The organism is Leucobacter chironomi DSM 19883, from assembly GCF_000421845.1.
Taxonomy (GTDB): domain Bacteria; phylum Actinomycetota; class Actinomycetes; order Actinomycetales; family Microbacteriaceae; genus Leucobacter; species Leucobacter chironomi.
Map to the genome: position 1 here is coordinate 1 of NZ_ATXU01000009.1, position 19,548 is coordinate 19,548.

At 67.7% G+C, this 19,548-nt stretch carries 25 protein-coding genes; 22 read left to right on the plus strand and 3 right to left on the minus strand.

Going from position 1 to position 19,548, the window contains the following annotated elements:
• Positions 1-629: 629 nt before the first annotated feature.
• The 19 genes from H629_RS0110660 to H629_RS14215 all read left to right on the plus strand — a co-directional run bounded on the left by H629_RS0110660 (position 630) and on the right by H629_RS14215 (position 13,856).
• A complete protein-coding gene (locus tag H629_RS0110660; RefSeq protein WP_024357242.1) occupies positions 630-890 on the plus strand; it encodes a hypothetical protein in 261 nt (86 codons plus the stop codon).
• Positions 887-1,171 carry a hypothetical protein gene (locus H629_RS0110665; RefSeq protein ID WP_024357243.1) on the plus strand — a complete coding sequence of 95 codons (285 nt, stop codon included), beginning with the start codon at positions 887-889 and terminating at the stop codon, positions 1,169-1,171. Before H629_RS0110660 ends, H629_RS0110665 begins: the two co-directional genes overlap by 4 nt.
• Positions 1,171-1,380, plus strand: coding sequence for a hypothetical protein (locus H629_RS0110670; protein ID WP_024357244.1), 210 nt, complete (start codon positions 1,171-1,173; stop codon positions 1,378-1,380). Before H629_RS0110665 ends, H629_RS0110670 begins: the two co-directional genes overlap by 1 nt.
• Positions 1,381-1,674: 294 nt before the next feature.
• Complete coding sequence (locus H629_RS14590) at positions 1,675-2,451, plus strand: HNH endonuclease (RefSeq protein ID WP_161608016.1); 777 nt, start codon at positions 1,675-1,677, stop codon at positions 2,449-2,451.
• 99 nt (positions 2,452-2,550) lie between these two features.
• Entirely contained in the window at positions 2,551-2,937 is a 387-nt protein-coding gene (locus tag H629_RS0110680) for a hypothetical protein (RefSeq protein ID WP_152485698.1), read from the plus strand.
• A gap of 76 nt (positions 2,938-3,013) precedes the next feature.
• The gene (locus tag H629_RS0110685; protein ID WP_051137886.1) at positions 3,014-4,360 is read left to right on the plus strand and encodes a hypothetical protein; all 1,347 of its coding nucleotides are present in this window, start codon (positions 3,014-3,016) and stop codon (positions 4,358-4,360) included.
• An 88-nt stretch (positions 4,361-4,448) separates the two neighbouring features.
• A complete protein-coding gene (locus tag H629_RS14595) occupies positions 4,449-5,648 on the plus strand; it encodes a phage portal protein (RefSeq protein WP_024357248.1) in 1,200 nt (399 codons plus the stop codon).
• Complete coding sequence (locus H629_RS0110695; protein ID WP_024357249.1) at positions 5,645-7,207, plus strand: phage major capsid protein; 1,563 nt, start codon at positions 5,645-5,647, stop codon at positions 7,205-7,207. The genes H629_RS14595 and H629_RS0110695 overlap by 4 nt, the downstream gene beginning before the upstream one ends.
• Positions 7,208-7,209: 2 nt before the next feature.
• A complete protein-coding gene (locus H629_RS0110700) occupies positions 7,210-7,539 on the plus strand; it encodes a hypothetical protein (protein WP_024357250.1) in 330 nt (109 codons plus the stop codon).
• A complete protein-coding gene (locus tag H629_RS0110705) occupies positions 7,539-7,943 on the plus strand; it encodes a hypothetical protein (protein WP_024357251.1) in 405 nt (134 codons plus the stop codon). The genes H629_RS0110700 and H629_RS0110705 overlap by 1 nt, the downstream gene beginning before the upstream one ends.
• On the plus strand, positions 7,940-8,356 hold the full coding sequence (locus tag H629_RS0110710) for a hypothetical protein (protein WP_024357252.1): 417 nt from the start codon (positions 7,940-7,942) through the stop codon (positions 8,354-8,356). Before H629_RS0110705 ends, H629_RS0110710 begins: the two co-directional genes overlap by 4 nt.
• A complete protein-coding gene (locus H629_RS0110715; RefSeq protein ID WP_024357253.1) occupies positions 8,357-8,767 on the plus strand; it encodes a hypothetical protein in 411 nt (136 codons plus the stop codon).
• A complete protein-coding gene (locus tag H629_RS0110720; RefSeq protein WP_024357254.1) occupies positions 8,764-9,114 on the plus strand; it encodes a hypothetical protein in 351 nt (116 codons plus the stop codon). The genes H629_RS0110715 and H629_RS0110720 overlap by 4 nt, the downstream gene beginning before the upstream one ends.
• A gap of 105 nt (positions 9,115-9,219) precedes the next feature.
• The gene (locus H629_RS0110725; protein WP_024357255.1) at positions 9,220-10,701 is read left to right on the plus strand and encodes a phage tail tape measure protein; all 1,482 of its coding nucleotides are present in this window, start codon (positions 9,220-9,222) and stop codon (positions 10,699-10,701) included.
• A complete protein-coding gene (locus H629_RS0110730) occupies positions 10,677-12,218 on the plus strand; it encodes a hypothetical protein (RefSeq protein WP_024357256.1) in 1,542 nt (513 codons plus the stop codon). The genes H629_RS0110725 and H629_RS0110730 overlap by 25 nt, the downstream gene beginning before the upstream one ends.
• The gene (locus H629_RS15400; RefSeq protein WP_024357257.1) at positions 12,215-12,739 is read left to right on the plus strand and encodes a hypothetical protein; all 525 of its coding nucleotides are present in this window, start codon (positions 12,215-12,217) and stop codon (positions 12,737-12,739) included. The genes H629_RS0110730 and H629_RS15400 overlap by 4 nt, the downstream gene beginning before the upstream one ends.
• Positions 12,736-13,404, plus strand: a complete 669-nt coding sequence (locus tag H629_RS15725) for a M23 family metallopeptidase (RefSeq protein WP_024357258.1) — start codon at positions 12,736-12,738, stop codon at positions 13,402-13,404. Before H629_RS15400 ends, H629_RS15725 begins: the two co-directional genes overlap by 4 nt.
• Entirely contained in the window at positions 13,404-13,643 is a 240-nt protein-coding gene (locus H629_RS0110740) for a hypothetical protein (protein WP_152485699.1), read from the plus strand. Before H629_RS15725 ends, H629_RS0110740 begins: the two co-directional genes overlap by 1 nt.
• 3 nt (positions 13,644-13,646) lie before the next feature.
• Positions 13,647-13,856, plus strand: a complete 210-nt coding sequence (locus H629_RS14215; protein ID WP_024357260.1) for a hypothetical protein — start codon at positions 13,647-13,649, stop codon at positions 13,854-13,856.
• Between the two features lie 96 nt (positions 13,857-13,952).
• Here H629_RS14215 and H629_RS15405 read toward each other — a convergent pair whose 3' ends face one another.
• From H629_RS15405 to H629_RS14225, 3 genes are read right to left on the minus strand one after another with little or no spacing between them, the layout of a single operon-like run.
• The gene (locus H629_RS15405) at positions 13,953-14,348 is read right to left on the minus strand and encodes a hypothetical protein (RefSeq protein ID WP_161608018.1); all 396 of its coding nucleotides are present in this window, start codon (positions 14,346-14,348) and stop codon (positions 13,953-13,955) included.
• 15 nt (positions 14,349-14,363) lie between these two features.
• Positions 14,364-15,215: a tyrosine-type recombinase/integrase gene (locus tag H629_RS14605; RefSeq protein ID WP_051137887.1), complete on the minus strand. Its 852-nt coding sequence runs from the start codon at positions 15,213-15,215 to the stop codon at positions 14,364-14,366.
• Positions 15,212-15,466, minus strand: coding sequence for a hypothetical protein (locus H629_RS14225; RefSeq protein ID WP_205618708.1), 255 nt, complete (start codon positions 15,464-15,466; stop codon positions 15,212-15,214). The genes H629_RS14605 and H629_RS14225 overlap by 4 nt, the downstream gene beginning before the upstream one ends.
• A 475-nt stretch (positions 15,467-15,941) precedes the next feature.
• On the opposite strand from H629_RS14225, the gene H629_RS0110765 reads away from it, so the two are divergent.
• The 3 genes from H629_RS0110765 to H629_RS0110775 all read left to right on the plus strand — a co-directional run bounded on the left by H629_RS0110765 (position 15,942) and on the right by H629_RS0110775 (position 19,526).
• Positions 15,942-17,039, plus strand: coding sequence for an acyltransferase family protein (locus H629_RS0110765; protein WP_024357263.1), 1,098 nt, complete (start codon positions 15,942-15,944; stop codon positions 17,037-17,039).
• Positions 17,040-17,124: 85 nt separating this feature from the next.
• A complete protein-coding gene (locus H629_RS14610) occupies positions 17,125-18,747 on the plus strand; it encodes a polysaccharide deacetylase family protein (RefSeq protein WP_024357264.1) in 1,623 nt (540 codons plus the stop codon).
• Positions 18,744-19,526, plus strand: a complete 783-nt coding sequence (locus H629_RS0110775; protein WP_024357265.1) for a hypothetical protein — start codon at positions 18,744-18,746, stop codon at positions 19,524-19,526. Before H629_RS14610 ends, H629_RS0110775 begins: the two co-directional genes overlap by 4 nt.
• Positions 19,527-19,548 lie beyond the last annotated feature (22 nt).

Consider the following 19,548-nt stretch of genomic DNA (forward strand, 5'->3'; position numbering starts at 1 on the left):
CCCCCGGGGCCACAGCCCCGCCGAACCGTCCCTTAACCATCCACCTGTGGGGAACTCTGTAGCTACACCCCGGGAGTCGCGCGGGGACGACCGCGAAACCGACTCCGCCGATGTGGTGGATGAGTACGCGGCCTGGTCGCCCGGCCAGAAGATCGCCGAGGCCGCACGCCGAGCCGCCGAGGCCGAGGGCAAGCACCAGCCGATCAAGCGCCCGGACCTGAGCCGGGGGAGCGGCAGTCGCTCTATGGTGCCGCCCGCCCCGAAGCCGCCGAAGTTCGACCCGGCGAGCGTGCCGCCACCGCAGCCGCCTCGCTCGCCCGAGGATGACGCCGCCGTTGCCGCACTCATGCTGGCTACCCGATGCCCCGCCCGCCACGCCGCCGAGCACCTGATCCCTGCCACCTCGACTATCTGCCTCCGCTGCGGTGCAGACGCGGTTGCAGCTACCGGAGGCGACCGGCCTCGGCCTGCTCCTCAGCATGACGACGAAGAGCAGACAGGACCGCCCCACGAATGACGGCCCACACGATCCACAGACTCACGATCGCCCCGAACAGGCCGAGCACCAACCACAGAACCAACACCAGAGGCACACTTTCCATCCTCCAAGGCTACCGAAAGGCCACACCATGACCACGCCGTCCCCGCACCAGCAGCAAGCCGTCAATCTCGCCACCCGCCGACTCAAGACCAACTACGGCGTCAACGCGGTGCCCCTCGACATGTCCAAAATGCCGCTGGTCTTCATGATCGATGAGCGAGGGCGAGCCTCCGCACTCGGCACCCTGACCAACGACCCCGACCAGATCATCAACGTGCTCCGACGCGCCGCCGACGAACTCGAAGCCGGGAACGCCTACAAGCGCACACTCGGCGGTGAGCCCGCATGACGATCAAGCTCCGCGCCCGCGTTCGCAGAGTTCGCCCGAGCCTGTGGGCGGCAGAGTTCGGCCCCGTCCCCGGCTACACCCTGCTGCCCCTGTTCGCCTTCACCTGGGTGGAGGCGCTGATGCTGGCCTACGAACGCCTCGACATGCTCGACCGAAAGCTGATGGACGAGGTGCACGAGAGCAGCGCCAACCGCCGCGCGGAGCGCTGTGGCGGATGCCGCGACCTCGGACCCCACCGCAACGTTCCCGACTGCCAGCACTACGTACCGGAGGCACCCTGATGAGCCGCGCCTATGCCGCGCACGCTGAGCTGTGCGCCGCGATCCACGCCCACGACGATGCCGAGATGCTGCACGACATGGCGGGCGAGATGCCCGAGCTGCTGGCCTACCCGATCTCGGGCGACATGCTCGCCGTCGTGCAGCGCGCCACCCCGTACGACCGCCGAGCGCGCCGTAAGCGCGCCGCAACCGAGAGGACCGCACGATGACCGCGACCGCCCCCGATGGATTCGGATCGTGCCTGCTGCTGCTCGCCGCCGTTGGCGTGTGCGTGTGGCTCGCTTGGAAGGGGCGTACACGATGAGCGTACCCGCGAGTAAGTGGTGCTCTCCGGCTGAGCTTGCGGCGTGGCTGGGTGTGCATCCGAAGACGCTCGCGAAGTGGCGCAACCCGAAACCGGGTCAGCCTCGTCGCGGCCCTCGCTTCGTGCGTGAGGGCCGCACGGTGCGCTACGCATGGGCCGACGTATACGCCTGGGTAAACGACCGCCGGAAGGCGTGCTGATGGGCCGCAACCACAAAGGCGGGTCCAAGTCATCGAAGATGACCGCCGCGGTGCTCGCGCACTACGGGCACGAGTGCCACCTACGGCTCGCCGGTTGCACGTACGTGGCGACGACCCGAGATCACATCATCCCGCTTGAGCACGGCGGAGAGGACACGATCGAGAACTGCTTGCCCGCCTGCCGGAGCTGCAACAGCAAGCGGCAGGATCGGAACCTGGCCGGTACGGGTGCGCGGATCATCATCGTCACTGGCCCGCCTGCCGGGGGCAAGACAACGTGGATTCGGGAGCACGCTGGGCTTGCTGATGTGACGATCGACCTCGACGCGCTCGCGCGTGCGCTGATGCCAAATCCGCTTGATCAGACTCACGTCTACCCGCCCCACATCAAGACCCTGGCCGTGGCTGCCCGGCAGGCTGCGATCGGGAAGGCACAGCGCCTCTACACGCCGTGCCGGGTATGGCTCATCAAGGCCCTGCCGACGCCGAAGGAGCTGGCCGAGTGGCGCGGGAACAGGTGGCCGATCATCGTCATAGACCCTGGCAGAGAGGTGGTCGAGGCCCGGTGCCAGGCCGAACGGCCACCGGACTGGCAGCAGGTAGTGGCGCGCTGGTACGACCAGCATCGCGATCCGACGATGCAGGCGGCGACCCGCATCAACCCGGCCCGCCCCGACGACGCGACACCGACACCACCACCCGTGTCTCAGGCCTCGAAGCATCGCGAGCTGACGAGCACATCGACGCCCGGTCTCCAGCCGTCGAGGCCGTGGTAGTCGCCGCCCGGTTTTCTCCGCGACGCCCCGCCGACACCCTGTGCATCCCCCATCCGAATTCCCCCTCGACCGGGGAAAAAGAAAAAACGAGGCAGTGAAATGAGCACTGAAACCGAAGCGGGAACCCTCCCATTATGGGGGGAAGACCGCCCCAATTCCCACCAATACGGCGAGGGTCCGACAGAAACCGCCGTGCGGGAAGCCGTGGAGGCGATCAACGCTGAAAAACCGCTCGACGCATCGCAGCGAGCCCGCGCGCAGATATGCCGCAGCCTCGCCAAGAACATCGACGCAGGCAACACCAAGGGCCGCGCCGTCGCGAACGAAGCGCAGCAGCTCGACACCATGCTCGACGCCCTCCGCGGCGTCGCCGACACCGCCTCTGACTCCGAAGGAATCCCCGAAGATGTGCGCCAACTCTTTGAACTGGGCACCGTTCCCACCCGGCATGACGCCGCCGAGGTTCGCGACCCCGAGATGCCTTGACCGGCCCACGATCGGTGGGAAGGCTGCAGCCGTCGCTAAGCTCCGCGGGCGGCCCTTCCTCCCGCACCAGCAGCACATGGCCGACGTGGTGGGCGAGCTGGACCCCGAAACCGGCGAACTCTACTACGACCGCGTGATCGTTACGATGCCGCGCCAGGTAGGCAAAACTGATTTCGACCTCTCGCACGGGCTCTCCGTCGGCCTCCACGGCCCCGGTCGCCGCGTCTGGTACACGGCGCAGTCCGGGCAGCACGCAAGCGACCACTTCACCGGCATCGCGAACGAGTGGGAAGAGGTCATGAGCCCCGACCATGTGCTGCGCCGCGCGACCCGCAAGCCGCGCCGCTCGAACGGGTCGCAAGCGCTCACCTGGCTCAACGGCTCGACCTGGCGACCCTTCCCGCCCACTGAGAACTGGCTGCACGGCAAGCAGGCCGACAAGATCACCGTCGATGAGGCGTGGTGGCACTCCTACGCCACGGGCAACGCGATCCTGCAAGGGCTGGCCCCGACGCTCCTCACCCGTGCGAAAGCGCTCGGGCAGCGCCCCCAGATCTACATCCAATCAACTGAGGGCACCATCGAGAGCACATGGTTTAACCCGATGCTCGATGAGCAGCGCGGACGCGACCTCACCGACGGGGGCCGAACCGCGTTCTTCGACTGGGGGCTCCTCGAAGACGACGACCCGACCGACCTGCGCGTGGTCGCATCCCGGCACCCAGGCTATCGGCACCTCTTCGACATGCGAACGCTCGAAGCAATGGCCGACACGTTCCGCGATGCCCCAGCCGAGTTCGCGCGCGCGTTCGGGAACCGCCGCACCGGCTCCGCCGACCGAGTGTTCCCCCTCGACGCCTGGAACGCCTCAAAGACCGCCGAACTGCTGCCAGAGGGGCGCATGGCCGTGGGCGCTGCAATCGGCGTCGATGGGGTCGATGCCGCGATCGTCGCCGCCGTCCGGCAAGGTGCCCGCATCGTGGTCGAAGTCATGTACCACGCCCCCGGCGTCTCATGGGTGTTCCCGAAGCTGCGCGAGCTGCACGAGCGCGCCACCGAACTCAAGATCGGCGGATTCGCGATCGACAAGTACGGCCCATCCGCCACGCTCGCCGACCAAGCCGAACGCGCCGGGCTCCCCCTCATCCCGCTGAACACGGGCGCGGTCGCGAGCAGCGCCGCGAATATCCTCTCGTGGATCACGGAACCGCTCGCCGACGGCACGCTCGCCTGGAAACAGCGCCCACACGCCGCCCTCGACACCTCCGCCGAACTGGCAACCAGACGCTTCGTGCAGGACGGTGCGTGGACTCTCGGTCGCCGCCTCTCCGTCGGCTCGATCGCCGCACTTGAGGCCGCGAACGCTGCCACCTGGGGGGCCGATCACCTCCCCGACGAAGTGCCCAAGCTGCAACTGTTCTGACTCCCAAGCGCTCCCAAGCGCTCCCACATGCGCCCCCGGCTCCCTCGAAACTCGCGCGAGGCGGGCCGGGGGCGCGAATGTAACGGGCATGTCGATCTGGTCAAGCTTCCTCCGGTGGTCCGGCGCAACGTTCGCGGCCACCGCCAAGGACACACAGCAACAGGTCGAATCATCCCTCACGATCCCCACCCGTGAAGCCCGCGGCTACATCTCCGCCGACACCGCCCTCACACTTGGCTCCGTGTACCGCGCGGTCGACATTCACGCCACCAGCGCCCGTCAGGTTCGCCTCCAAGTCGAGCGCGGCGGCATCGTGATCCCGACGCCCCCGCTCATCGAAGAGCCCTGCCAGGGCATGTCGCTCGGCGACTTCATGGAGTACACCACCGTCAGCCTGTACACCACCGGGGACGCGTTCTGGGAGACGGTGCGCGCCCCGCAGGCCGGTGGCCTCGGCCCGGTTGTGGACGTGCGTCCGATCCATCCGCACGAGGTTCGTGTCATCCAGCACCGCGGCAAGCCTGACACCTACACCTGGCGTGGTGGAGAGTACGACCACACCCGGATCAGACACCTCAAGCGGCTCCGTGTCCCCGGTCACGCCCACGGGCTCGGCCCCATCCAGGCCGCGAACGTCGAGTTCTCCGGCGCGCTCGACGCCCGCGACTACGGCGCGTCATGGTTCACGGAGTCGGCCACACCCGAAGGCATCCTGACCACGGAGCAGCAGATCGACGGCCCCCTCGCCCAGACCTACAAAGATCACTGGTTCGGGGAAACCGCCGACGGGGAACCCATCGAGGGGCACGACCCGCGCCGCTTGAAAGTGCTCGGCTCCGGCCTCAAATACCAGCCGATCCTGCTCAAGCCCGCCGACGTGCAGTTCCTGGAGTCGCAGAGCTTCACGACGACCCAGATCGCCCGCATCATGGGCATCCCGCCCGCGCTGTTCCTCGCCGCCGTCGAAGGCACCAGCGACACCTATTCCAACATCGAGCAAGACCTGACCATCTACGTCCGGTTCTCGCTCATGAAAGTGCTCTCGGAGATCGAAGACGCCCTGACCAAGCTCACGCCGCGTGGGCAGAAGGTCCGGTGCAACGTCGAATCGCTGCTCAGGGCCGACACGAAGACCCGCTACGAGTCGCATCGCTCGGCGCTCGACGGCGGATGGAAGACCCCCGATGAGGTGCGCGCCCACGAAGGGCTCCCGCCCCTCACCGAAGAGCAGCGCGCCCAGCTCGAACGCATCCCCCGCCCGGTTCCCACCACTGGAGGCACCAAGTGAAGCCCATCACCGCCCAACTCGCGATCAGCGAGACGCTGGCCGTCGATCGCAGCAGTCGCACGATCTCAGGCGTCATCTGTTTCTACGACCGCCCGACCGACGACCGGCGCGGACTCGTCATCAAGGCCGGAGCGATCACCCCCCGCCAGCCCCTCGATCGTGTCAAGCTGCTCCGCGACCACGACCCGCGCGACCCCATCGGCTACATGACTGCCCTGGACCCGAAGACCCTCACCGCCACCTTCGCAATCCCCGAAGGCGAGAACGGCGACCGCGCACTCACGGAAGCAGAATCCAAGCTCCGTGACGGCTTCTCTGTCGGCCTCACGATCACCGAGCACAGCTACGACGACAAGACCGACAACGTGGTCGCCCACCAGGCGCTGCTCAACGAAACGTCGCTCTGCGCGATCCCCGCGTTTATCGACGCAGGCGTGCAGTCGGTCACCTTCACCAGCGACCCCACCCCCATCACCCCCACCAAGGAGACCCCCGTGACCGCAATCACCGCCGATCAGCTCGAAGCCGCGCTCGACGCCCAGCAGCAGAACCTGGAGCGCGCATTCGAAACGCGCCTCGCCGACGCCCTCACGGGCGAGCCCTCCGGCCCGACCCTCGCATGGGACACCCCGGGCGAGTTCCTGCAGGCGCTCGCCCGCAAGGAGCAGCCCGCGATCGAGTTCTACGCCGCCTACGAGGGCGGCAAGATCGCCGACACCGAGACGCCGAACACCTGGATCGCTGACGTGCTCCACTTCGTAGAGCAGAAACGCCCCATCACCGGCCTGTTCCAGCAGGAAGTGCTGCCCGACAAGGGCATGACGATGGAATACCTGCGCGACGGCACCGACACCACGAAGGTCGAGGAGCAGGAGAACGAAGGCGACAAGCTCAAGTTCGGGAAGATCACCCTCGATTCCGACGCGGTGCCGATCAAGACCTACGGTGGTGCCACGTCGCTCTCCCGCCAGGTCATCGAGCGCGCGAACGCCGCCTACGTCACCACCACGTTCCGGGCCATGGCTCGCGCCTACGCCCGTCAGACCGAGCTTGCCACCCGAGCCGGTGTGCGCGCCCTCATCACCGAGCAGATCGCAGCCGACAACAAGCTCACGATGACCGCGTCGCCCGACTCGTACGACTGGCTCGACCTGGTGGTGGACGCCGCCGACCTGCTCGATGAGCGCGGATTCTCCCTCGACGGCCTGCTCGTCTCCAAGGACGTGTTCAAGAAGCTGCTGCGCCTCGAATCGTCAGGCGGCGACTCGCTCGTGTCCGTGTCCGGCCAGTCCGTGAACCAGGTGGGCACGATCAACCTGACGGGCCTCGTCGGCGACCTCGCCAGCGTGAAGTTCCGCCTCTTCCCGGGAGCCGCCGCGGGCACCGCCGCGTTCTACGACACGCTCGCGTACACCACCTGGGAGAACCGGGGCGCACCGCTCCAGCTCACCGACTCCAAGCCCGTCGAGCTGGTCGAGGAGTTCGCCTACTACGGCTACCAGGCGCGCGCGTCGCAGTACCCGAAGGCGATCCTGCCCGTCGAGGGGATCACGGCGTAGCCATGGCCGACCAGGACGCATCGGCCCACGACCTCGCCACCTACGTGCAGGCCACCACGGCAGAGGATCAGCAGCACGCGCAGCAGTGCGCCGAGGAAGCTCAGCTGCTTGTGGCGCGCGCCGTGGGGGAGGGCAACCCTCACAAGGTGCCTGACGAGATCGTGAGCCGGTGCGTCCTGGAGGTTGGTGCCGACCTCTACTCCCGCAAGCGCACCCGGCACGGCATCGCGAGCTTCGACGGCATCGACGCCGCGCCGATCAGGATCGCCCGCGACCCCATGAGCGCCGCACGCGCGATCCTCCGCAACTGGATACCGATCGGAATGGCCTGATGACCACAGACCCGCCCCGCTACCGGCACTATCTCGCCCTCAAAGCCGCCGTCGAAGCGGCGCTGAGCGACTACGGGCTCGACCAGGTGCTCGTGACCTCGGACCCGGCTGACATCGAGTCAGCCGCCCGCCACGGCGTCATCGTCTTCCCCGCACCCGACCTTGAGTTCCCGACCTACACCCAGATCGAGGTCACACACGAGGCAATCGCGATCGCAGGCCCGCCCGACAACCTCGATCACGCATGGAAGACCCTCGATCACATGCTGGAGGCGCTGATTCAAGCGAATCTCAACATGAAGAGCGCTACCGCAGACAGCTTCAAGCCCAGCGGTACGCCCCCGCTCGCGGGCTACCTCATCACGTTCAACCCGACTACCGCATACAAGGAGCGCACCACATGACCATCTACACCCCAGAAGTCGGCCCCGGCCTGCTGACCATCGGAGCGCCCGCCGCGCTGATGAACCTCAGCGAGCAGTGCCTCGGCGCAAAGCTCATCCCGAGCGTCAAGAAGGGCGACCCGATCACCGTGCTCTCGGGGGGCTCCGCTCCCGGCGACCGCACCGAATCTCACAAGCTCGAAGTCACCCTGCAATCCGATTTCGGCGTGGCGGACTCCGTGACCGAGTGGCTGTGGGAACACCGCGGCGAGGTCCACCCGTTCGTCTACAACCCGAACAACTCGCTGGAGCGCGGCATCAAGGGCGAGCTGACCGTCGAGCCGATCGAGATCGGCGGCGACGTGAAGACGAAGCCCTCGGCCAAAGTCGAATTCGACCTCAACGGCGCGCCCGAGTTCGTGGACCTCCAGTAAATGGCCCAGAAGCCCGTGGTAGAGGTGCTCGGGGGTCGCGAACTGCGATCCACCCTGCGCCAAGCCGACGCGAGCCTGCAAGACCTCAAGGACGCGCACGCCGCCGCCGCGAGCATCGCCGCGCGAGCATCAGCAGCCCTCGCCCCCGTTCGCACCGGTCGCCTCCGCGACACGATCCGATCGAGCGGCACCAAGACGGCGGGCATCATCCGGGCCGGATTCAAATCGGTCCCCTACGCCGGCCCCATCCACTGGGGCTGGTACACCCGCCCGCGCGGCAAGTGGCGCGGCGGCCCCATCCAAGCAAACCCCTTCCTGTCGCACGGCGCGCAGGACTCCGAAGGCCGGTGGATACGGGTCTACGAGCACCACGTCGCCGCAGCAATCGAGAAAGTAAAAGGCATCTCATGATCAAGTCCCCCATCATCACCGCAGTGCTCCAGACCGGCAACGAGCAGCAGGCCGTCACCGTGCAGACAGACAACCGCAACCAGGTGAAATACGACCTGCTCCGCGCGAACCGGGGCTGGCCCGTCCAGAAGGATGCACCGTCGCTGTGGCTCACGATCCTCGCGTGGCACGCGCTCGCCCTGGCCGGGCACCTGCCCCCCAACGAGCAGTTCGAGACGTTCAACGACCGATGCCTGGAGGTCTACCTGTCCGACTCGGACGGTACGCGTCTCACCCCCGACCAGATCAAGGAGCAGGCAGGCATCGAGGCGGACCCTACCCGTCCGGCTCCCGCAGCCGGTATCTGATCGCCCTCGCCGTCGCCTCCGGGCAACCCGCCCCCTGGCTGCTCGGAGCTGACGACACCACCATCGCCACCGTCGTGCATGTGCTGAAAGAGATGAAGGAAGCCAATGGCCGGTAAGACTGCCGTACTCGCGGTAAAGATCATCTCCGACGGTAAGGAGGCCCGGGCCGGATTCCGCGACACCGAAGCCGCCGCAAAGGAGTTCGATTCGTCACTGAACCAAGTCGCCGCGACCTCCGCGGTTGCCATGGCCGGAATCGTCGCCACCGGGGTGGCCGCCGTGCAGGCAGCATCCGACCTCCAGCAGTCAGCCGGAGCGATGCAAGCTGTGTTCGGCGGCCACGCGGAAGCAATCGGGCAGCTCGCAGAAGGAGCCGCAAGCCGTGTCGGCCTCGCCCAGTCCGAGTACCAGCAGATGGCTGCCGTGCTCGGTGCTCAGATGAAGAATCTCGGCATCGACGAGGCTGACCTGGTATCCCAGACTGACGACTTGATCACGATGGGTGCCGACCTCGCCGCAGTCTTCAACGGCACCACCTCGGACGCGGTGGCGGCGCTGTCTTCGCTCATGCGTGGCGAGCGCGACCCCATCGAACGCTACGGCGTCACGATCAAGCAAGCCGCCATCGACGCCAAGCTCGCAGAGATGGGGCTGGGCGGGCTCGAAGGCCAGGCAAAGACCACCGCCGAGGCGCACGCCACCCTGGCGCTGCTCGCCGAGCAGACCGGGCACGCCCACGGAATGTTCGCCTCGGAGATGGATACGGCAGCGGTCTCAGGGCAGGTGGCAGCAGCCCAGTGGAAGGACGCCGCCGCAGACCTCGGCACCGCTCTGCTCCCGCTCGTGACCGAGGGAGCGACCCTGCTCGCCGACCTCGCACGGGGCTTCTCTGAGAACTCGGAAGTGCTCGTGCCCCTCATTCTCGTAGTCGGCGGATTCGCGGGCGTGATCGCCGCGCTCGTACTCGGCATCAAGGCGTACCGCACCGCCGCCGAGATCGCCGCCGCCGCACAGGTGATCTGGAACGTCGCGATGAGCGCGAACCCCATCGGCCTCATCATCCTCGCGATCGCCGCCCTCATCGGCTTCATCATCCTCATCGCCACCAACTGGGAAGACGTCAAGGTCATCTGGGGCGACGCGATCGCATCCATGATCGGCTGGGTCGAAGACCTCATCAACTGGGTCATCGACGCGATCAACTGGGTGGGCCAACTCTTCGGCGCGTCCGACGGCCTCTCGCGCGTCGATTGGGGTCTCGACCGCCAGACTGCTCAGGTTGCGCATACCTTCGCACTCCCCGAGGCATTTACGGCAGACACCGGCCCCGCGCTCTTCGTTCGAACCGCCGCGGAGCCGACTGCCGCCACGTCAGCGATCGCCGGGTTCGCGGGCGTGCCAGCCATGCCCGCGGCGACCCCCGCGGGACAGCAGGCCCCCGCACAGGTAGTCAACATCACCGTGCAGGGCGCGATCGACCCTGACAGCACGGCACGCCAGATCGAGCGTCTGCTCGCAAAATACTCCCGGTCTACCGGATCGACCCCCGCAGGAGGCACCACATGGCGACCCACTATGAGCCGGTAGTCAAGATCGGCGGCACCGTCATCGACCCGCACTGGTCAGCCGTCACACCCACCGCGCTCCAACCCATCACAATCAAATGGGGCGCTGCCACGCATTTCGATGACGTGCCGCCAGCAGCGCTCACGATCGAAATCGTGCACCCGGTGCCGGTGACCCACATGCACCAGTACCAGGGCGCAATCATCGAAATCTACGTCGACGGTGCCCGCACCTATCGCGGGCGCATCGGATCGACCGACTGGCGGCGAGTCACTGTTTGGGATGAAGACGCCCAAGCCAACGAACCCTACTGGATCGCCAAGATTCACGCACTCGACCTCAGCGCCGACGTGAGAATGTTTCGACCCATCCCAATCCCCGTCCCCGATACCGTTGGCCCAGCCCGCGGCTGGGAGCTTGAAAACATTGCTCGCCGTGAGGTCGGCGAGTTCCCCTACTTCGGGTGGAGCAGCCAGTTCTCTGCTCGTGGCACATATTTCGCCTACTGGGACTCCATGCGCGATCAGGTCTTGGCGGCTGGGCTCGTCAGCGACGTTTCGCTGCAGGTGGCCTCGTATGTGATCCCAGCTAACGGCAGCGCGCGGCCAGCCGCCGATGCGCCGACTGCGTGGGATCTCATCCGCGAGACGTACGCCACGATCCCACTGGGCGAGCCCTGCTTTGACCCGACCTCAGATTCCGTGACCCTCACCCGCCCAGTGGTCCGCCCTGCTGTGCCTCTGGTGTACGAGGCCGGGCGACTGCGCATTAAGTCGGCCGGGTCGCTCTGCGTTGTCCCGGCCTCACTTCTTGAGGTTGCCGAGGGAATGGACACTTCAACCGACTCCACTACCGCTATCGGCAGAGTGGAACTCGAAGGGCGGCTGCTCACTCAGCGCCTGATCGAGTTCGACCCCAATGTATATGTTGGGTCCACACTGGTGTTTGCCGAGTCTCGAAAGGCATACGGGCAAACCGTTCCCGGATCGACAGACGACTCCCGGGTGTATGCGCGCAAAGCCAACATCGGCACAATGATTCCAGCCCCTGGGTGGGGTAGTACCGATGAAAGGGATGCCACGATCGGGTCGCGACCCGAGCTTGCTCGCCCCCACCATCGCACCACGGCACAGACTGTAGCGGATACAGCTCAGATGATCGCTGCTCTCAATGGGCAGACTGCTCAGCCAGATGTCACTATCGACCTGGAACGCGACTATGACGCCGTGCCCGCGGCGTTGCGCACGAAGCTCCTCCACTCGTCCCCGGTCGCCTATCTTGACGTGGCGATTCTCATCACCGGGTCAGCCGCCACGCACGAGCTCGGCATCGACCCCATGATGCAGGTCATCGGCGGCACCCTCGTCTACACGCCCGACGGGTGGCGGCACACATTGCGCTTCGCCCCGGTCCCTCGCAGCACCGCGCCACCCCTCACGATCGCGCAGCTCGTCACCTCGCCCACCGCGACCTACGACAGCTACGCCGACAACATCACCCTTGGCCTACTCGGCCAAATCACTCAAGGAGCATCATGAAAGTCCTACCGAAGTACAACCTCCCCGTCCCCGAGGGTGGTGACCTCGCCCGTGACCTCCCCGCGCACCTCGAAGCGATGGCGAAAGGGATTGAGGCTGCCCTGGCATCCTTCGACTATCGTGGCACCGACCCGAATCTCGTGCTGTCACGAGTCGCCGCGCTTGAAACCGCTACCACCCCGACAGCATGGGTCACCCCGACGATCGGCCCCGGATGGGTGGCGGGCGGCTACGGCAACCGCGTCGGCGTCAGCCGCGTCGGCACGGTCGTCTACATCGTTTTCTTCCTGAAAGCCGACACAGCGACGGCGAGCTTCGCCAACATGCTCACGATCCCCGCCCAGTTCCGTCCGGCAGTCGCCCTGATGGGCGGAAACTTCTACTCCTCAAATGGCAAGACGGGCCTGCTGCACCTCAGCGCAGCCGGTGTCGTGTCGTCGCCAGTCGGGTACGGCACCGCGGCAGGGGCAGAGCAAGGCCAATACTACGCGGCGTCGATGACGCTGAACATCGCCGCATGAGCATCCGACTCGTGCACCCCTGCCCCCAGGGCCGCCCTACCGACAGTTTCGGGTGGCGCGCCGAGATTCCCGGCGTCGTGCGCGCGCAGCTGCACAGCGGCCAGGACTGGGCAGCCCCTGAAGGTACGCCCGTGCGCGCGATGCACTCGGGCCGTGTGAATCGCATCTGGTGGGATACCTTCGCCGACGGCTCGCCAGCGGGCGGCAACATGATCCAGCTCGGCGCGGCGCAGTGCTCCAGCCGCTACGCCCACCTCTCCGGCTACGCCGTCTCCGCAGGCGACGAGGTGCAGGCCGGGCAGATCATCGGCTACGTCGGCAGCACCGGAGCCGCCACCGGCGACCACCTCCACGGCGAGGTACTGATCGCTGGCAGCTTTGTGGACCCCATGCCCTACATCACCTCCACCCCCACCCCTACACAGAAAGAGACAAACGACATGGCTACCAGTACCGCAGGCGTCACGACGCACATCAACGGGACGCGCTACGACGCGCTCGTGAATCCCGAATCCGGGTTCGCTCACGTCTGGCAGGACGGCGACGGCGGTCACGCCACCGCAATGGCCCGAGCCTTCGGCGTCCCCGGCAACTTCGCTGAGCTGAGTGAGTCGCAGTGGTACAAGCTCCATGACGACCTCGCGGCAGTCCGAAAGCACGCGTGATGAGCGACGCGATCCTGACCGCTCTCGTCGCCGCGTTTGGCGTGATCGGTGCCGCCGTAATCGGCACTGTCGCGAGCATCGCCGCGCTCGTGTGGCGGTCGATGAGGCGGGCAGCGTCCACCAACGTCAGCTTGTGGACCTACACCCGCCTCCTCATCGATCACATCTACCGGGGCGGGATTGGACCACCCCCGGCACCGCCCGCCCACATCGCACACCTCTACGAGACAGGAGACTGACCAATGCCGATCCTCAAACGTGACCGGTCCCAGCGGGGCACCTGGTGGACGCTCGCCCGACGGCGCTGGGCCTACGGTGTGCTCGTTGCCGCGGGCGGCGTCGCCCTCACCTACGGCCTCATGACCCCCGATCAGATCGGCTCCATGCTCGTGCTCGGTGCCGCGCTGCTCAGCGTCACCGGCCTCGCCGTCGCCCACCCCACCCGCGAATAGCGCGGAATCGTGTAACAGATGTTATCTGTTACACGACCACCCGCGAATAGCCGCACTAAGAAGCCCGGAGCGCTGATGAGCTCCGGGCTTCTTGGTCTACTCCGCTACCGGCACGTATACACCCTGACCACTTGCCCCGCTCGTTGGCGGCTTGCTGGCAGCGGGCGAGGTGCTGGCAGCGGGCGAGGTGCTGGCGGCGGGCGAGCCGCTGGCGGCGGGCGCGGCTTCGCGCTTACCGAGCCCTGCAATGATGCCAGCACCGACCAGGAAGGGGGTGGCCCACTGCAACATACCGCCTGCGAACGCGAACGCTGTAGCTTGCGCCAACTCTTGCCCGTACCCGTCATTCGAGAAACCGATAATTGCCACTACCGCAGCAATCCCGACAAGCACCAATCCAGCCCACAGTAGTGCGCGAAAAGCGTTCATGGCGGTAGGAACTAGCTGAGGATAACCGTTGACCGGCGCATGGTTTGCATTCGTTTCACTCATAGGCTGATCCTATCTCTACGCCGCAAGACTAAAGGAGAGTCGCCCAACGGCTTCCACCTTCGCATCCCAGTGGATATCGGTGTAGAGCTGAGTCGTGCTCACGTCAGCATGCCTCATCAGCTCTTGCACCACACGGAGGTCAGCACCGCGTGCCAGCAGCTCGGTGCCGTAGGAGTGCCGGAGCTGGTGGGGCTTCGAGTGCCCGTATCCGGCCCGCGTCATCGCGCCCTTGATTGCCGCGTACACGGCCTTGCGGCCCACGCACCCCTCGACCGTGTAAGCCGGGAACCAGTAGCCCGTGCGCGGCATCTTGAGCGCGAGGGTACGCACGTCGTCGTGCAGCGGCACGATCTCGCGCGCTCCGCCCTTGCCGTCAATGTAGAGCGTGCCGCGCTCTAGGTCGATATCCTCGCCCCTGATCTTCGCGACCTCGTGGATGCGCATCCCCTGGAGCACAGCGAGCAGAATGTACGCTCGCGTGCGCGCCCGATTCGCAGACGCATGGATCGCGGTGACGGCCTCGAAGGACAGCGGGCGCGGCTTCGAGCGGGGCCGCTTCGGCCTCGGCGTCTCGTGCGTCGGATCGTCGGGCCGCACCCGTGCCCGAACCATCCAGATGCAGAACGCCCGGATTGTCGCGTGGTAGCTCGCCCGGCTCGCGTCGGACAAGTCCGGGCGACCGCAGTACATGATGATGTGAAACGGGGCGAGTGTGCGCGGCGTTGCGCCGGTCGTCTGGAACAGGTGCCGCATCGTCGCATCACGCTCTTCCCACGTGCGCGTCGAGAGTCCCTGCGCTACCTGCCACCCGCGCCAAGTCTGGAGCAGGGCTTCGGTGTCATCCCAGAGTGTCGGCTGATCGGTCAATTCTTGTTCCTTGTCTGTCCGTAGCGTTGCTGTGCGCCCTGCTTGCTGATCCCCAGGGCTTCGCCAATGGTGGCCCAGGACTCACCCCGAGCCCGCCACGAGGCGACCGCCCGGGCGATTACGTCGTCCACCTCGTCACGAAGGGCCGCGAGGTCTGCCAGCTCGAACTCATCGGCCTCTGCCACCCGCCGCCCCGCAGCGCGAATCATCCGCCGCACAGCCGCGAGAAAAGGCCGCGTCTCGACGCTCACCCCGACGCCCCCGCCTCGCGCGTTTTGGCGTCAACGGCGCGTTGACGCTCGGCGGTGCGGTCAGCTATTTGAGACTGAAAGATGCGGTCCAGTTCGAATCGTAGGTGTCGCTCCGCGGCGCTGCTCGCTTGCCTCTCGGTCCGCATTCCCACGCCCCTGGACTCAGCGCCGCAGGAGCAAGCCCAGTTGACGTGGCCGGGGTGCCACATGATGGAAGTCCGGTGCTCCATCTGCAACTGGTCAAGGCCAGCGCGGAAGTCGATCAGCGCTGGGTTGCTCATCGTGCGTTCACCGCCTCGACCATCCAGGAGGGTACGTAGTCGGGGCAAGTCGCGTCCTTGTAAAGAACAGGTCGTCGGTTCAAATCCGACAGGCGGCTCTCATCGACAGCCCCCCGCTCCGGCGGGGGCTGTTCCCGTTTCCGGGGCTCTCCCGGGCCGACTCGGCCCCGTCGCGCGCCGCGTAGGCTGGTGGCGTGAACGAACGAGCCGCTGCCGCCGCGCCCGCCGCGTCGAAGCCGCGCATCGCCTACTGGGACAACGCGCGGTTCCTGCTGATCGTGCTCGTGGTGGTGGGGCACATGATCTCGACGGTGCGCACCGACTCCGCACCGGGCTTCGCGCTCTACGCGTTCATCTACCTCTTCCACATGCCCGCGATGATCCTGCTCTCGGGGCTCTTCTCGAAGCCGGAGACCACGCCGAAGGCGATCACGTCGACGGTGCAGCTGCTGGCGACCTGGCTGCTGTGGGAGGGCATCTGGTCGATCATCAGGTTCGCCGTCGAAGGCCGGGGGCCGGGTCCCGGCTTCCTCGTCAATCCGGCGTGGACGCTGTGGTTCCTCGTCTCCCTCGTGACGATGCGGATCCTGCTGCCCTACATCGCGAGGCTGCGGCATCCGCTGCTGTTCTCCATCGTGCTCGCACTCGGATCGGGGCTGCTGCCGGCCGTCGGCACGGCGTTCTCCGCCTCGCGCACGCTGGTGTTTCTGCCGTTCTTCGTGGCCGGCTGGCTGATCCGGGATCGCGGCTGGCTCGACGGGCAGTGGTTCGTGCAGCCGGCGAGGTGGGCCCGCATCGCCGCGTGGGGCCTGCTCGGGACGCTCGCGATCCTGCTCGCGCTCACCCCGCAGCTGCGAGACGTCTGGCGCATCGACCGCTGGCTGATCTGGCGCGACGACTACCTCACCGTATTCGATCGGGCGCCGCTCGGCGACTGGCAGCCGAGTGAGTGGGTGTGGGTGTCGCTCGGCGGCATCGCGGTGACCGCGGCGCTGCTGGGGCTGGCGGCCGCGATGACCCTGGCGGTGCTCGTGGTGACGCCGCGACGCCGCAGCGCGATGACCGCGTGGGGTGCGCGCACGCTCTACGTCTACCTGCTGCACGGCCCCGTGGTGTGGGTGCTGCGCGAGACGGGAGCGGTCGACGCCGTGGCCGGGGTCGGCGCGGGCGGTCTGCTGCTGCTCGTGGGATGCGGGATCGCGCTCGCGGTGCTGCTCTCGTTGACGCGGGTCTCCCGCGTGTTCCGCCCGGTGATCGAACCGCGCGTCGACTGGCTGCTGCGTCGCCCGTAGCGATGCATTCTCCGGCGCGCCGCGTGCAGGAAATGTCCGGGGCACGCGGTACGTTCAGAGCATAGGCATCGCAGAGGAGGCCGTTATGCAGCAGCACCCGGGAAAGCAGCGCAGCGCGCTTCCCGCGCGCGCTGTCCGGCTCGTCTGCGGCACGATCGCGGCGGCGCTGCTCGCCGGTTGCGCGCAGATCGCGCCGGTCTCCGGGTGGGAGCCCCCGGCTTGGCCGCCGGTCGCGGGGGTGAGCCTGGTGGTGGCCGACGACACCCCGACCGAGGCCGGCAGTGCGGGCGCGGTGGTCGCTGACGGGTCGGCTGCCACGGGAGGGCAGGATCTCGGCTTCGTGGAGCGGCGTCTGCGCAACGACCGGGCACGGTTGCAGGCGCGCTACGTCGAGATCCCCGGGTGGCATCGCTTCAACGTGCGCATGTCCGAGCTGCTGCGCGGCGCGATCAGCGGAACGGGCACGGCGATCTCGCCGGAGGTGTTCCCGGTCTCGGCCGGGCTGTCGCACGGAGGCTGCGTGCCGGGCTCGGCGAGCCGGCCGGCGGCGCAGGTGCTGGCCGATCCCGGGACGGGTCCGCTCGACGGCACCGGCACCGGTACCGCGTTCGTCTGCGATATCACGACGGCGTTCGGCGCGATCGTCGGGGTGACCGTGCGAACGGTCGTCGGCGGCCCGGAGGGCGTCACGAGCGACACGGCGGTCACGCTCTACGCCGACGTCTCGACGGGCGAGGTGCACGAGTCCGGCGAGCTGTGGAGCGCCGAAGCTCCCGGCCAGCTGTGGACGCGCGCCGTGGAGCTGCTGCGGCGCCAGGCCGGCGGGTTGAGCGCGGCGCCGGTCGCCGCGCCGGATGAGGCGCAGCTGGAGCTCGCGCGCCGCGCGCTCGAGTCGGCGAGCTTCACCGAGAGCGGCGCCAGCATCGTGCTGCCCGCCGGGATCGTCGCGCCCGAGCTCGCGGGTCTCGGCGTCGAGAGCACCGAATCCGCCACGACCGTCGAGGTCGGTGGCGAGCCGCTCACCGCGTGGCTGAGCCCGTTCGGGGCCGCGATGCAGGCCGGCCGGGGAACGCCGTTCGTGGGCATGCCCGCCTGGCGGGCCGACCAGCCCGTCGACTGCAGCCTACTCGCCTGCGCGGCGGTGACTTACGACGACGGGCCCTCCGAGCACACCGCGCGACTGCTCGACACCCTGCGCGCCGAGCAGTCGGCGGCTACCTTCTTCATGATCGGCTCAGCCGTGCGGGCCTTCCCCGAGCTCGCGCAGCGCGTCGCCGCCGAGGGGCACGGCATCGGCAGCCACACGATGACCCACCCCGACCTCACCACCATCAGCCCCGAGAAGGCCCGAGCAGAGGTGGTCGACGTCGAAGCCCTCCTCGCGCGGGTGACGGGGCGCACGGTCGCCACTTACCGCCCGCCCTACGGCGCCGTGAACGAGCGGGTGCTCTCCGCTGTGGGCCAGCCGGCGATCCTGTGGTCGATCGACACGCTCGACTGGAAGAAGCCGGGCCGCGAAGAGCTCGTGCAGCGCTCGGTGGGCGTCGCCACCCCCGGCGACATCATCCTCTTCCACGATCTGCACCCCGAAACGGTCGACAGCGCCGACGTGGTGCTGCGCGGGCTGCGCGACCGGGGCTTCACGCTCGTGACGGTCGAGCAGCTGTTCGGCGGTCAGGTGCCCGGCGGCAGGGTGACGCGACGATGAGCCGCCGCAGTCAGGAGCTGCGCACGGCGTCGGTGCGCGTGACGGCCCCGACCGAGGGGCCGCGCGACGAGGGTCGGCGGCGCCCGTCGCGCACCCGGGTCTGGGTGATGGCGGTCGTGCTCACTGTGCTGGTACTCCTCGTTGCGATCGCCGCCTACGCGGTCACCTTCGCTCCTGAGCACTACGCCCGCGCACAAGCGGTGTCCGCCGACGGCACGACCGCCGCCGAGGTGGGCGGCGGTCTGCAGCTCGTGCCGGCCGAGGGCTGGGTCGTGCAGCCGCTGGTGCGCGAGATCGTGGAGTGGCCGCCGCTGCCGCCGTTGCATGACTGGTCGGTGCTGTTGGGGGAGTCGAGCGGGGTGCTGCTGCTCTCGCCCGATCAGCGGTTGCAGGTCGAGGTCGACGTGCTGAACCCTGGGAGCGAGCGAGCCGCGGGCGCGTGGCTGCGAGAGGCCGGAGCCGGGAGCGACGCGACTTCGGGCGAGGGGACTGATGCCGGCGGAGGTGCGGGCTCCGGAAAAGACGCGGGTTCCGGAGGCGGCGAGTATGCGGCCGTGCGGAGCGAGACCCTCGCATCGGGGCTCGTCGTGCAGCACGTCGAGGCGGCGGGTGTGGTCGCCGCGGTCGTCGATACCGGGTCGGGTTGGATCACGCTGCGAGCCGAGGCCGAGGGAGGCGCCGGTGCCCGTGCCGTGGGCGGCGCTGACGCCGACGGACAACCGCTGGAACGCTACCGGCCGGCGCTCTCAGCACTGCTGGAGAGCATCTCCGCGGCGTAGCCCGCCGCGGAGCAGACTCCGG

Bases quoted from the DNA above. Each gene is read 5' to 3' on its own strand.
- H629_RS0110660 (WP_024357242.1), top strand. From the start codon at position 630: ATGACCACGCCGTCCCCGCACCAGCAGCAAGCCGTCAATCTCGCCACC.
- H629_RS0110665 (WP_024357243.1), top strand. From the start codon at position 887: ATGACGATCAAGCTCCGCGCCCGCGTTCGCAGAGTTCGCCCGAGCCTG.
- H629_RS0110670 (WP_024357244.1), top strand. From the start codon at position 1,171: ATGAGCCGCGCCTATGCCGCGCACGCTGAGCTGTGCGCCGCGATCCAC.
- H629_RS14590 (WP_161608016.1), top strand. From the start codon at position 1,675: ATGGGCCGCAACCACAAAGGCGGGTCCAAGTCATCGAAGATGACCGCC.
- H629_RS0110680 (WP_152485698.1), top strand. From the start codon at position 2,551: ATGAGCACTGAAACCGAAGCGGGAACCCTCCCATTATGGGGGGAAGAC.
- H629_RS0110685 (WP_051137886.1), top strand. From the start codon at position 3,014: ATGGCCGACGTGGTGGGCGAGCTGGACCCCGAAACCGGCGAACTCTAC.
- H629_RS14595 (WP_024357248.1), top strand. From the start codon at position 4,449: ATGTCGATCTGGTCAAGCTTCCTCCGGTGGTCCGGCGCAACGTTCGCG.
- H629_RS0110700 (WP_024357250.1), top strand. From the start codon at position 7,210: ATGGCCGACCAGGACGCATCGGCCCACGACCTCGCCACCTACGTGCAG.
- H629_RS0110705 (WP_024357251.1), top strand. From the start codon at position 7,539: ATGACCACAGACCCGCCCCGCTACCGGCACTATCTCGCCCTCAAAGCC.
- H629_RS0110710 (WP_024357252.1), top strand. From the start codon at position 7,940: ATGACCATCTACACCCCAGAAGTCGGCCCCGGCCTGCTGACCATCGGA.
- H629_RS0110715 (WP_024357253.1), top strand. From the start codon at position 8,357: ATGGCCCAGAAGCCCGTGGTAGAGGTGCTCGGGGGTCGCGAACTGCGA.
- H629_RS0110720 (WP_024357254.1), top strand. From the start codon at position 8,764: ATGATCAAGTCCCCCATCATCACCGCAGTGCTCCAGACCGGCAACGAG.
- H629_RS0110725 (WP_024357255.1), top strand. From the start codon at position 9,220: ATGGCCGGTAAGACTGCCGTACTCGCGGTAAAGATCATCTCCGACGGT.
- H629_RS0110730 (WP_024357256.1), top strand. From the start codon at position 10,677: ATGGCGACCCACTATGAGCCGGTAGTCAAGATCGGCGGCACCGTCATC.
- H629_RS15400 (WP_024357257.1), top strand. From the start codon at position 12,215: ATGAAAGTCCTACCGAAGTACAACCTCCCCGTCCCCGAGGGTGGTGAC.
- H629_RS15725 (WP_024357258.1), top strand. From the start codon at position 12,736: ATGAGCATCCGACTCGTGCACCCCTGCCCCCAGGGCCGCCCTACCGAC.
- H629_RS0110740 (WP_152485699.1), top strand. From the start codon at position 13,404: ATGAGCGACGCGATCCTGACCGCTCTCGTCGCCGCGTTTGGCGTGATC.
- H629_RS14215 (WP_024357260.1), top strand. From the start codon at position 13,647: ATGCCGATCCTCAAACGTGACCGGTCCCAGCGGGGCACCTGGTGGACG.
- H629_RS15405 (WP_161608018.1), bottom strand. From the start codon at position 14,348: ATGAGTGAAACGAATGCAAACCATGCGCCGGTCAACGGTTATCCTCAG.
- H629_RS14610 (WP_024357264.1), top strand. From the start codon at position 17,125: ATGCAGCAGCACCCGGGAAAGCAGCGCAGCGCGCTTCCCGCGCGCGCT.
- H629_RS0110775 (WP_024357265.1), top strand. From the start codon at position 18,744: ATGAGCCGCCGCAGTCAGGAGCTGCGCACGGCGTCGGTGCGCGTGACG.